Consider the following 12,131-nt stretch of genomic DNA (forward strand, 5'->3'; position numbering starts at 1 on the left):
GGAAGTCTTTATGCAGCGGCATTCCAGCCGCCGCATCCTGTCGTCGGCGTGACGTTTGCCGAGTGTTCATAAAATATGCCTTTTCCCGATACCCATCCTGCCCTTAAGCGCGCCCTTGAGGCACGTGGCTACGAACAGCTGACTCCTGTTCAGGAAGCAGTTCTGCAGCCGGGGCTGGACGAGCGCGACCTGCTGGTTTCCGCGCAGACGGGGTCGGGCAAGACCGTCGCCTTCGGCCTGGCCATCGCTCCGACCCTGCTCGGAGACGCCGATCGCCTTCCGCCGTCCCCTCAGCCTATGGCGCTTGTGATTGCGCCGACGCGTGAGCTGGCGCTTCAGGTCCAGTCCGAACTCAAATGGCTTTATGCCGAAACCGGCGCCCGCATCGCGAGCTGCATTGGCGGCACCGATGCCCGCAGTGAAGCCCGTGAGCTGAACCGCGGCGCCCATATCGTGGTCGGAACTCCCGGCCGTCTGTGCGATCACCTCTCGCGTGGCTCGCTTGACCTGTCCGCCCTGCGCTGCGTCGTGCTCGATGAAGCCGACGAAATGCTGGACATGGGCTTCCGCGAGGAGCTGGAGCAGCTTCTCGATGCCGCCCCGGCCGAGCGCCGTACGCTGCTGTTCTCTGCGACGATCGCCCGTGAGATCGCCTCACTGGCGCGCCGTTACCAGAAGAATGCCGAGCGCATCGACACGGTCTCGGGTGCTAAGCAGCATTCCGACATCACCTATCGCTGCGTCATCACGCAGCCGCAGGAAATCGAGCGCTCGCTCGTCAACGTGCTTCGTTTCTACGAGAGCCCGACGGCCATGGTGTTCTGCAACACCCGCATGATGGTCAACCAGGTCCAGGCGGCTCTTCTGGAGCGCGGTTTCGCCTCCGTCGCCATTTCCGGCGAGATGGGCCAGAACGAGCGTAGCCGTGCGATCGAGAGCCTGCGCTCCGGTCAGGCCCGTGTCTGCGTTGCGACTGACGTTGCAGCCCGTGGCATTGACGTGCCGGCGCTGAGCCTCGTGATCCATGCGAGCATCCCGACGGCTGCTGAAACCCTGCTGCATCGTTCGGGCCGTACGGGGCGTGCGGGCCGCAAGGGCACCAGCGTGCTGATGGTTCCGCTGAACCAGCGTCGCCGGGCCGAGCGCCTGCTTCAGATGGCGAAGATCCAGGCCGAATGGGAAGCCGTTCCTACGGCCGATGCCATTGCCGAGCAGGACAAGACGCGCCTGATGCACGATCCGATCCTGACGAACGCCGTGGACGACATGTCCGATGAGCTGGTCAACCAGCTGGTCGAGAAGTACGACGCCACCAAGCTCGCAGCGGCACTGGTCGGTCTGTATCGTGCGCGTCTGCCGAAGGTCGAGCAGATCCGCCCGATGTCCGTCGAGGCTCCGCGCCGTACGGAGCGTGGCGAACGCGCACCGCGCGAAGAGCACACCATGTCCGGTGAGTGGTTCAAGATGGGCGTTGGTCGCACCGAGCGTGCCGATCCGAAATGGCTGATCCCGCTGATCTGCCGTCTGGGTGGCGTGCAGAAGCGCGAGATCGGCAGCATCCGCATCGATCAGGAACAGACCTATTTCCAGATCGCGGATGAGAGCGTGGCCCGCTTCAAGTCCTGCCTCGCCGGTGCGGAAGCCGATGAAGTGACGATCGAGCCGTCCGAAGCCCCTGCCGGTGGCATGGGCCCCCGCGGTCGCAACCCGGGTGAAGGCAAGCGCTTTGGCGGCGGTGGCCGTTCGGGCGGTGGCTTCAAGGGCGGTCCGCGCGGTGGTGCCGGCGGCGGTTACAAGGGCCGCGGCGGTTCGGGCTATGGCCGTCCGAAGCCCGCAGCCGGTGACGGTCCGCGCGGTGACGGTTCGAGCCGCAAGCGCCGTTCCTGATCCGTCTTTCCGGATCTGAAAAACAAACCCCGCCGGAGCAGGTCTCCGGCGGGGTTTGTTTTTTCAGGCGTCGGGCAGGAGGGCTACCAGTTCCCGGACGCGGTCGAGGATGTCTGCGACCGGGAGCGGGATGGCGGCATCGTCCGTATGATTTTCCTGTGCCGCTCCTGTCTCGAACACATCCGCCCAGTATTTCAGCCCGCCCTGTATCGCCATGGCGGCAAAGCAGGGGTTGATATGATGGGACGGAACGAGTTCGTAAACGAGCGTTCCCGGCTGACACCAGGCGATATTGGCCATGCCGGCCCCCAGCATCCCCATGACCATCCCGGCGTCGCTGAACAGGCGGATCTGCTCGGATAGCGACAGCGTTTCGGGATGCACGCGCTCGAAGCCGAGCTTTTCCAGCCCTGCCGCCAGTTCGGCTTCGTTGGGAACATGCCGGTTGGCTGAACTGCCACGCTCGATATAGAGCCGTCGTCCGGCAGATTTCGGTGTGGCACCCGCAGCCTGACGTAGCCGTGCATAGGCATCGCGGGACAGGTCCGAGACGGCGAAATCGGCGCTGCCATTGACGAAGGTGATGTAGTCAAGGGCTTTGAAGGCGTATTGCCGCCCCTGCTGCAGACGGATATGAACGCCATCGTTCAGGCCAAAAAGCTCAAGCGTCTCGAACTGCCACGGATGCATATGTTCGGGCAGGACAAGGCGTACCGGCCTGCCTGTCTGGGACAGGACATGCAGGGTGGGGACCGTATGAGCCACCCAGTGATAGAAGTTCGAAGCCCAGTGATCGACACAGCTTGCGGTCACGCCCTTGAAAGGTGCGCAACGGACGATATCCGCAGGACGCAGTCGCAGGTTCCGCACGGCCTCCGGATCCTGGACATAGGCGGTTTCAGTGACCGGATGGCCTGCATGAAGCAATGTCATCAGCGGTTGGTCCAGCACGACGTCACGCAGGGCGTACTGACTGACCAGAACCGGCATGCTCTCCCAGTCCCGGAACGGATTGCGCTCCGGATGGCTCAGGGCAGAGGCGCAGGGGGTGGAAACCGCTCGGACGGGACAGGTTTCGAGAACAGTCGTGCTGCGCGCGATCTCCGCCAGACCGGAGGACCCGGCCGGTGGAGAGAACAGGCGCCTGAGACGGGAGAGAAGCGGCATGGTCAGGATCAGACGGTTTTGGCCGCGCCTTTGAGCAGGGCCTGCTGGGCGTCCTTGAGCGCATCGGACATTTTCTGTTCCGGCTCCTTGAGGTGCAGGCTTTCCAGCGTGTCCAGCAAGGCCTCGGCCACAAGCACGCGGGCGAGCCATTTATGGTCCGCCGGAATGACGATCCAGGGGGCGTCCGGCGTTGCGGTCGCACGGATGGCTTCTTCATAGGCTGCGATATAATGCGGCCAGAATTCGCGTTCCTTCAGATCCGACGGGCTGAACTTCCAGCGTTTTTCCGGATGGTCCAGCCGCTTGAGCAGACGCTGCCGCTGCTCTTCGGGTGAAATATGCAGGAACAGCTTGAGGACGATGATGTTCTGTCGCCGCAGATAGCTCTCGAAATTGCGCAGATCGCCGAGACGGTGATCCCAGAAATCCGGAAGATCGGGGTCGAGGCCGCGCGCCCGCACCATGTCCGGATGCACGCGCTCCACTAGGACATCTTCATAATGGCTGCGGTTGAAAATGCCGATCTCCCCGCGCGACGGCACGGCAAGATGGATGCGCCACAGATCGTCATGGCGCGTGGCAATGCCGACGGGGGCCTTGAAGGACGTGACATGCACGCCCTGCGGATTCAGGCCGGAGAAAGCATGACGGATCGCGCCATCCTTGCCGGCAGTGTCCATGCCCTGAAGCACGACCAGAATGCCGTGGGTGGCATAGGCTGCCAGGCGCTGCTGCAGGACGGACATCCGGTCCACGCAGTCGCGGATCCGGGTGCGGGATGTGTTCTTTTGACGGCCGAGCTTGTCGTTCGTCGCAATGGAGGACAGACGGAACTTCTTTCCGTCCGTAATGCGAAGTTGGGAAGGAAGCCCGGTTTCAGCCGACATGACGGTTCACCGCAAGTCCACCCGAGGCCTGACAGACCGGCATCATTTCCAGATAATTGACGTTCACGTGCCAGGGCAGTCCGATGAGCCAGGAGACGGTCCCGGCGATGTCTTCGGGCGTCAGCGGTGTCGTGTCCTTGTAAACGGCAGCTGCCTTGGCATCGTCACCCAGACGCACATTGCTGAACTCGCTGCCGCCACACAGACCGGGCTCGATATTCGTCACGCGGATGCGGGTGCCGAGCAGATCGGTGCGCAGGTTCTGGGTGAACTGGTGCACGAAGGCCTTGGTCGCGCCATAGACGTTGCCGCCGGTGTAGGGATAGGTCCCGGCCGTGCTGCCCAGTGCGATGATGTAGCCCGTATTGCGCTGGACCATCCCCGGCAGGAGCGCGCGGGTCAGTTCCACGACGCCCGAAACGTTCGTGGCGATCATCGATTCCCAGTTGTCGGGCTCGGCATCCTGCGCCGGCTCCATGCCGAGGGCGAGACCGGCGTTGTTCACAAGGACGTCGATATCCTGCCATTCTTCGGGCAGCGCGGCCGGCAGAGCGCGCAGGGCCTCACGGTCGGTCATGTCGAGCGTATAGGGCAGGACGCTCTCGCCCAGTTCGTCCTTGAGGGCTTCCAGACGTTCCTTGCGGCGGCCGGTCGCGATGACGCGGTGACCTTCGCGGACGAGGCGCGTTGCTATGGCGTGACCGAAGCCTGCAGTGGCGCCGGTGACGAGGACGGTGAGAGGCATGGCAATCTCCAGACGGACAGTCCGCACCCGGCAGGGGCGGCACGGGATACCCAGGTCAGTGACATTGGATGTCATTAACACTCCTGAAGGCAAACGCTTGCAATACAGGAAGGGATGCACCCATGTTGGCAGGCATGAAGAAAACACTCGACGGATGGAATGACAACCTGACAGACGCCGGTCTCATGGAACTCGGTCTTACGGGAAAACTGCTCGTGGCCGCGCCTGCACTGGCGGAGACGTTCTTTGAACGGACAGTGATCTATCTCTGTGCCCATTCGGAGCAGGACGGCGCGATGGGGCTGATCGTCAACAGGCGCCTGTCCCAGCCGGGGCTGGATGATCTGTTTGCCCAGCTGGGAATCGAACCCAGCCCCCCCGAACGTAGGATCGGTGTGTGTATGGGCGGCCCGGTCGAGCATGCCCGTGGGTTTGTCCTGCACTCGGCGGACTGGGCGGGGGAGGGGAGTCTGGATGTGGACGGACACACGACCCTGACCGCCAGTCTGGACATCCTGCGTGAGATCGCCGCGGGGCATGGTCCCAGACAGGCCGTGATGGCGCTCGGACATGCCGCCTGGGCGCCGGGGCAGCTCGAAGAGGAAATCCTGCGCGACAGTTCGTGGTTCATCGCGCCTGCGACCGACGAAATCGTGTTCGGAACCGATCATGCGAAAAAATGGCGACAGGCCCTCGTCGCCATAGATTTTGACCCGCTTCTTCTTTCGTCCTCGGTCGGGGAAGCCTGATAAGGCGTCCTGTTCCGCAGAAATGATCCACCAGACACAGGAGGGCAGCATGAGCGCACCCCATATCCTTTACATCTATGAACACTGCCCGTTCTGCACCAAAGCGCGGATGATCTTCGGGCTGAAGAACATCCCGTATGAGCAGCGCATCCTGCTCAATGACGATGTTGACGGCCCGGTCCGCATGGTGAGCCGCAAGGTTGTGCCCATCCTGGAGGAAAACGGAACCTTCATGCCCGAGAGCATGGATATCGTTGCCCATATCGATGCGATCGGAACCCCTGTCCTGACGGGTGAGACGCGCTCCGAGATCGCGGTCTGGCTGAAGAAGGCGGGAACGCCGCTCTATCGCCTGTTCCTGCCCCGCGCTGCGGCTGCTCCTCTGCCGGAATTTGCGACGACATCCGCGCGTGCAGGCTTCATCCGGCGCAAGGAGCCGTCTGTGGGTTCGTTCAGTGCCCTTCTGGAAGAAAAGACCGACGAACTCACGCAGCTGAATGCGATGCTGAAGGAACTGGGGCCGCTCATCCGTTCGCCCGAGGCCGTGAATGGCGAACTCTCCACGGATGACATCCATCTTTATGCGCATCTGCACAGCATGTCGCTGATCCGGGGCGTCGTGTATCCGGCCGAGGTCGAAGCCTACCGGCAGGCCATGGCCGCACGGTCCGGCGTGGGTCTGTTCGACGATATCGCCGTCTGATTTCAGGCAAGCTTTACAAAAACAAGGGGGGCCGGATCGTGTGATCCGGCCCCCTTTTTCATGTCTGCATGACGGAACGTTATTTTCCGGGCTGGAGAACTGCGTTCAGAAACTGCGCGCGCCGTTCGGCCACCCGGGCGCGGATAACCGGATCAGGCAGCATGTGCGTGCCCGGCAGCAGCAGCAGGTCATAGGGTTTGCCGGCATGAAGCAGGCCCTGCGTCAGCTTCATGGTGTTCTCGAAATAGACATTGTCATCCGTAATGCCGTGCATGAGCAGCAGAGGCTGTTTCAGCGTGTCGGCATAGGTCAGGACGTTGCTCTTGCGATAACCTTCCGGGTCTTCCTGCGGCGTGCCGAGATAACGCTCGGTATAGGCCGTGTCGTAATCCGCGAAATCGACGGGTGGGGCCCCCGCAACACCGACCTTGAACACGTCCGGGCGACGGATGGTCGCCATGGCACTGAAATAGCCGCCGAAGGACCAGCCATGCACGCCGACGCGGGAGAGATCCATTTCATGATGACGCTTGCCGAGCGCCTGAAGTCCGTCGATCTGGTCCTGAAGCGGCAGGTCGATCAGGTTGCCCTTGATGGCGCGCTCAAAATCATGATCACGTCCCGGCGTTCCGCGCCCATCGAGCGTGACGACGATATAGCCCTGATTGGCCAGGCACTGGTCATCGAGATAGGAGGTCGGCGTGTCATGGACCATCTTGGAGCCCGGACCGGCATAGACCGACAGCACAACCGGATAGCGTTTTGAGGCGCTGAAGTTTTCCGGGCGGATGATGGCCGCATCGAACTCACGCGGACCGGCCGTTGTGAATTCGACATGAACCGGCAGTTTCGGCGGCTGTGCCACGCTGGGCAGGGTCGCGATGACATGGCCGCTCTCATTCCGGACCAGCGTCTGGCGCGTGCCATTCGCGCTGGCGAATGTGTCCACCATGGCCGTATGCGTGCCATTCGTGACATGCACATTATGAAGGCCGCGCTCCGTCACGAACGGCGTTACGGCACCGGTTGCAAGGTCGATATGCACGACCTCGTTGTCCAGCCGGTTGGCCCGGACCGTCACAGTGATCGTGTTGTGTTCGGAGTCATAATCGTCGAAGGCGACATAAGACAGGCCAGGGGGCGTCAGGACGCGCTGGAGCTTTCCATCAGGCGCATGGAGTTCAAGCTGCCAGTCCTTGCCCCGGTCGGCGGCCCAGAGGAAACCGGCATTATTGGCGAGGAAGACGGGGAGGCTGTGGCCGCCGGAGGCCGCGCGCGGGTCCAGTTCGATCCAGGCGGGGTCGGACTGGGCGAGCAGAAGATGGGTGGCACCGGTTGCGGGGTCGATCGTGAGAAGCTGTTCCTGCGTCTGGGCACGGTTGAGCAGCACGACGGCGAGGGGGCTATTCTTCCGCCAGACTACGCGACCGAGATAGGGCCATGCCTCGTGATCCCAGGAAATCCAGAGGACCGGGCCGCCTTTCGCGTCCACGAGACCAAAGCGCGTTTTCGCGTTGTTCGTCCCGGCGCGGGGATAGCGGAACGAGACAGGCTCGGCCTGCGGGGTTTCAGGATTGGTGATGTAATGCTTTTCGACGTCGCTGTTATCGGCTTCCTCGAACAGGATGGTTTTGCTGTCAGGAGACCACCAGGCGCCATCTGCGCGCTCCAGTTCCTCGGCTGCGGCAAATTCGGCCAGGCCATGCGTCAGGGTGTCGCTGCCGCCGGTCGTCAGGCGTGTTTCGTGGCCGCTGACGAGATCGACGCTGTACAGGTCATTGTCCCGCACTGCAGCGAGGGTCAGCCCGTCCGGGGAAAGGCGCGGGGCAATCCACTGACCTTCAATCGGCGTGACCCGGCCGTCATCGGTGGCGATGCGTTCAAGCTGGCCGCCCTGAGACGCTAAAACCGTGCCGCCGTCCTCGCTCATCTGATAGTCGGTGATGCCTGACATGATCTGGCGCGCCCGTTCACGCCGGGCCTTTTCCTCGAGCGACAGATGCTCCGGGCCCGAGGCGGGGGCAGCCAGTTCATGCAGCGAATGGTCGGGCAGATCGTAGCGGTAAAGATGCAGATGCGTGTCGAACGGCCCCGAGCGCAGGAACAGGACGGAATGCCCATCTGGCGTGACTTCGGCGTGATTGGGCAGGCCGAGCGCGCCATTCCGGGTCTTTGCGAGATCGACCATGCAGGCGGGAGGTTCTGCGGCCTGAAGGGCGCCGGCTGACAGCAGCGGCGACAGGATGGCACAGGCCAAAAGGGTTCGGCGCAGGGGAAGGCGCAGGGACAGTGACAGCATTGCATCTCCGTAAGCATGACGACGGACAGGATTTTGACGTCGATCATGGACCGGGCCGTCGTTTGTGAACAGGGTTTCCAAAAGAGAGGAACGCCCCCTTCTCACGTTTATGGGAGCGGGGGCGATTTTACCGGGACCGATCCCGGGTTCGTGTGTTGTGTATCGTGGTATGTCTCAGCAAGAAGGAGCCTGATGGATATGCAGTATCGTCAGCTTGGTCGCTCGGGCCTCAAGATTTCAGCACTCAATTTCGGATCGGTGACGTTCGGCGGACAGGGCAATTTTGCCGCCACCGGCAAGGTGGACATCGCCGAAGCGACGCGCATGGTGGACATCTGCGTCGAGCACGGCGTGAACATGTTCGATACGGCCGATGCCTATTCCGGCGGTGAAGCCGAGGAAATTCTCGGCCGCGTCCTTCAGGGGCGCAGCCGCGAACTGCTCGTGACCAGCAAGGTGCGTTTCCCAACGGGGAAAGGGCCGAACGAACAGGGCCTGTCGCGCCACCATATCCTCAATGCCTGTGACGACAGTCTGCGTCGGCTGGGGCGCGATCACATCGACCTTTATTATCTGCATGAGTGGGATGGTCTGACGCCGGTCGAGGAAACGCTTGAGGCGCTCCAGACCCTGCGCGATCAGGGCAAGATCCGTTATGCCGGGATTTCCAATTTTGCGGGCTGGCAGGCCATGAAACTTCTGGGCGCCGCCGAGCGGGACCGTCTGGTCGCGCCGGTCAGTCAGCAGCTCTATTATTCCCTTGAAGCCCGGGATGCCGAATATGAACTGCTGCCGCTCGCCGTCGATCAGGGGCTGGGTGTCCAGGTCTGGAGCCCGCTGGCTTGTGGGCTGCTGACCGGGAAATACCGTCGCGGCAAGACGGCCCCGGAAGATTCCCGCCGAATTTCCGGCTGGCCGGAGCCGGAAGTCCGGGATCTGAAGAAGCTCTACGATACGGTTGAGGTTCTGGTGCAGATCGCTGAAGAGCACAGCGTCTCCGCCGCCCGTGTGGCGCTGGCCTGGACGCTGCACAAGCCGGCGATCACGTCACTGGTTCTGGGGGCCCGTAAAGAGAGCCAGCTTCTGGACAATCTGGCGGCCGCGTCGCTCCGTCTGACGCAGGAACAGGTTCGCCGGCTTGACGATGTCAGTGCGCCTGACCTGATCTATCCGTACTGGCATCAGAACCGGAATGCCTTTGACCGTCTCTCAAAGGCGGATCTTGTTTTGCAGGGACCGGCAAAACGTCATCGGGAGGCCCTTGAAACGAAAAAATGACTGCCTAAATATTAATCACAGGCCGCTGCCTCCGGGGGCGGCCAAGCACATCAATGCCGCCGTAACGGGGCATGAGAGGAATTTAAGAGAATGGACATTCAGAATTTCACCGAACGCAGCCAGGGCTTTCTTCAGGCCGCACAGACCATTGCGCTTCGGGATTACAACCAGCAGCTGACGCCGGAGCATCTGCTCAAGGCCCTGCTGGATGATGAACAGGGTGCGGCATCCGGCCTGATCCGCGCCGCAGGCGGCGATCCGAAGGTCGTTCAGACCGCGAATGACGCAGCCCTTGCAAAACTGCCAAAAGTTCAGGGTGCTGGTGCCGGCCAGCCGCAGATGACGCCGGATCTGGCGCGTCTGCTCGATGCTGCCGAATCTGCTGCCAAAGTTGCCGGTGACAGTCACGTCGCACAGGACCGCTTGCTCGTAGCGATTGCTGCCAGCCATACGCCTGCGGGCAAGGCGCTTGTTGACGGCAAGGCGGGGGCGCCTGCTCTGGAACGTGCCGTTGCGGAAATCCGCAAGGGACGGACTGTCACGAGTGCTTCGGCGGAAAACACCTTTGACGCCCTGAAGAAATACGCCCGTGACGTGACCGCTGTCGCGCAGGCAGGCAAGCTCGATCCGGTCATCGGCCGTGACGAGGAAATCCGCCGGACCATTCAGGTCCTGGCCCGTCGCAGCAAAAACAATCCGGTTTTGATCGGTGAGCCGGGCGTCGGTAAGACGGCCATTGTCGAAGGGCTTGCGCAGCGGATTGTCAACGGTGACGTGCCTGAGGCTCTGCGCAACAAGAAGCTGCTGTCGCTCGACATGGGTGCGCTGATCGCCGGTGCGAAATATCGCGGTGAGTTCGAAGAGCGTCTGAAGGCTGTTCTCAAGGAGATCGAGACGGCTGAAGGGGAGATCATCCTCTTCATCGACGAAATGCACACGCTTGTCGGTGCCGGTCGGTCCGATGGGGCGATGGATGCGTCCAACCTCATCAAGCCGGAACTGGCCCGTGGCACGCTGCACTGCGTAGGTGCAACGACACTCGACGAATACCGCAAGTATATTGAGAAGGACGCGGCTCTGGCCCGTCGTTTCCAGCCGGTTTTCGTGGGTGAGCCGTCTGTTGCCGACACGATCTCGATCCTGCGTGGTATCAAGGAGAAGTACGAACTGCATCATGGTGTCCGCATCACGGACAACGCCATCGTTGCGGCCGCGACGCTTTCCAACCGCTACATCACGGACCGCTTCCTGCCGGATAAGGCGATCGACCTGATTGACGAGGCTGCCAGCCGTCTGCGCATGCAGATCGACAGCAAGCCGGAAGCGCTGGACGAACTCGACCGCCGCATCATTCAGCTTAAGATCGAGCGCGAAGCCATCCGCAAGGAAGACGACACAGCCTCGAAAGACCGTCTGGTCGCGCTTGAAGCGGAACTGGCCGATCTTGAAGAGCAGTCCGACGCGATGGGTGCCGAATGGCATGCCGAGAAGGATCGGGTGAATGCGATCCAGAAGCTGAAGGAACAGCTCGATACGGCGCGTTCCGATGTGGAAGTGGCGCAGCGTCAGGGTAATCTCGGCAAGGCGTCTGAGCTGATGTACGGCCTGATCCCGAACCTTGAGGCCCAGATCGCCAAGGCTCAGGAAGAAGAGGACGCCTCGTCAAAGAGCGGACTGTTCGCCGATACCGTGACGGATCAGGGCGTGGCTTCGGTCGTCTCCCGCTGGACCGGTGTTCCGGTAGATCGGATGCTCGAAGGCGAGCGCGCCAAACTGATCCGGATGGAAGACACGCTGCGTGAGCGTGTGGTCGGGCAGGAGCAGGCGCTGGTTGCCGTGTCGAATGCCGTCCGCCGGGCACGTGCCGGTCTTCAGGACCCGAACCGTCCGATCGGCTCGTTCCTGTTCCTCGGCCCGACGGGCGTTGGCAAGACCGAGCTGACCAAGGCTCTGGCGCAGTTCCTGTTCGATGACGAGAAGGCCCTGCTGCGGATCGACATGAGCGAATTCATGGAGAAGCACGCGGTCTCCCGTCTGATCGGTGCTCCTCCGGGCTATGTCGGTTACGATGAAGGCGGTGTGCTGACCGAGGCCGTTCGCCGTCGTCCCTATCAGGTGATCCTGTTCGATGAGGTGGAGAAGGCTCATGAGGACATCTTCAACATCCTGCTTCAGGTTCTCGATGACGGACGTCTGACCGACGGGCAGGGACGTGTGGTGGACTTCCGCAACACGATCATCGTCCTGACCAGTAATCTCGGCTCTGAAGTGCTGGCCAATCTGCCGGATGGTGAATCCGTGGATGAAGTCCGCCCGCAGGTCATGCAGGTGGTCCGCAACCACTTCCGGCCGGAGTTCCTGAACCGTCTGGACGAGATCATCCTGTTCTCCCGTTTGCAGCGCAAGGACATGGACC

Annotated in this window: 9 protein-coding genes (1 of these 9 only partly in view); 5 read left to right on the forward strand and 4 right to left on the reverse strand. The window is 62.1% G+C overall.

The annotated features are described in order from the left end of the window. Positions 1-75 precede the first annotated feature (75 nt). Positions 76-1,887 carry a DEAD/DEAH box helicase gene (locus GLS_RS07940; RefSeq protein ID WP_011252991.1) on the forward strand — a complete coding sequence of 604 codons (1,812 nt, stop codon included), beginning with the start codon at positions 76-78 and terminating at the stop codon, positions 1,885-1,887. A 63-nt stretch (positions 1,888-1,950) separates the two neighbouring features. On the opposite strand, the gene GLS_RS07945 is transcribed toward GLS_RS07940, so the two are convergent. Genes GLS_RS07945 through GLS_RS07955 form a run of 3 tightly spaced genes read right to left on the reverse strand, consistent with a single transcriptional unit; the run spans position 1,951 to position 4,686 of the window. After that, positions 1,951-3,054, reverse strand: a complete 1,104-nt coding sequence (locus tag GLS_RS07945; RefSeq protein WP_052327534.1) for a glycosyltransferase family 61 protein — start codon at positions 3,052-3,054, stop codon at positions 1,951-1,953. Between the two features lie 8 nt (positions 3,055-3,062). After that, positions 3,063-3,941 (reverse strand): polyphosphate kinase 2 family protein, encoded by an 879-nt coding sequence (locus tag GLS_RS07950; protein ID WP_041111818.1) that lies wholly within the window; start codon positions 3,939-3,941, stop codon positions 3,063-3,065. Continuing rightward, positions 3,931-4,686 carry an SDR family NAD(P)-dependent oxidoreductase gene (locus GLS_RS07955; RefSeq protein ID WP_011252994.1) on the reverse strand — a complete coding sequence of 252 codons (756 nt, stop codon included), beginning with the start codon at positions 4,684-4,686 and terminating at the stop codon, positions 3,931-3,933. The genes GLS_RS07950 and GLS_RS07955 overlap by 11 nt, the downstream gene beginning before the upstream one ends. Positions 4,687-4,820: 134 nt before the next feature. Here GLS_RS07955 and GLS_RS07960 point away from each other — a divergent pair, with 134 nt between their 5' ends. Together GLS_RS07960 and grxB are read left to right on the forward strand one after the other, a co-directional pair. Beyond that, complete coding sequence (locus GLS_RS07960) at positions 4,821-5,435, forward strand: YqgE/AlgH family protein (protein WP_041112787.1); 615 nt, start codon at positions 4,821-4,823, stop codon at positions 5,433-5,435. 49 nt (positions 5,436-5,484) lie between these two features. Further along, entirely contained in the window at positions 5,485-6,138 is a 654-nt protein-coding gene (gene grxB / locus GLS_RS07965) for a glutaredoxin 2 (protein ID WP_041112788.1), read from the forward strand. Between the two features lie 79 nt (positions 6,139-6,217). Here the strand turns inward: grxB and GLS_RS07970 are convergent, their stop codons facing one another. Next, positions 6,218-8,437 (reverse strand): S9 family peptidase, encoded by a 2,220-nt coding sequence (locus tag GLS_RS07970; protein ID WP_041111819.1) that lies wholly within the window; start codon positions 8,435-8,437, stop codon positions 6,218-6,220. 198 nt (positions 8,438-8,635) lie between these two features. Between GLS_RS07970 and GLS_RS07975 the strand changes: the two genes are divergently transcribed. Beyond that, a complete protein-coding gene (locus GLS_RS07975) occupies positions 8,636-9,715 on the forward strand; it encodes an aldo/keto reductase (protein ID WP_041112789.1) in 1,080 nt (359 codons plus the stop codon). Between the two features lie 90 nt (positions 9,716-9,805). After that, on the forward strand, positions 9,806-12,131 hold the 5' portion of the coding sequence (gene clpB, locus GLS_RS07980; protein ID WP_041111820.1) for an ATP-dependent chaperone ClpB. Its footprint extends 275 nt past the window's final position; 2,326 of the gene's 2,601 nt are visible here — the first part of the coding sequence; it begins with the start codon at positions 9,806-9,808; the stop codon falls past the right edge of the window.

This window comes from Gluconobacter oxydans DSM 3504 (assembly GCF_000583855.1).
In the GTDB taxonomy this organism is placed as follows: domain Bacteria; phylum Pseudomonadota; class Alphaproteobacteria; order Acetobacterales; family Acetobacteraceae; genus Gluconobacter; species Gluconobacter oxydans.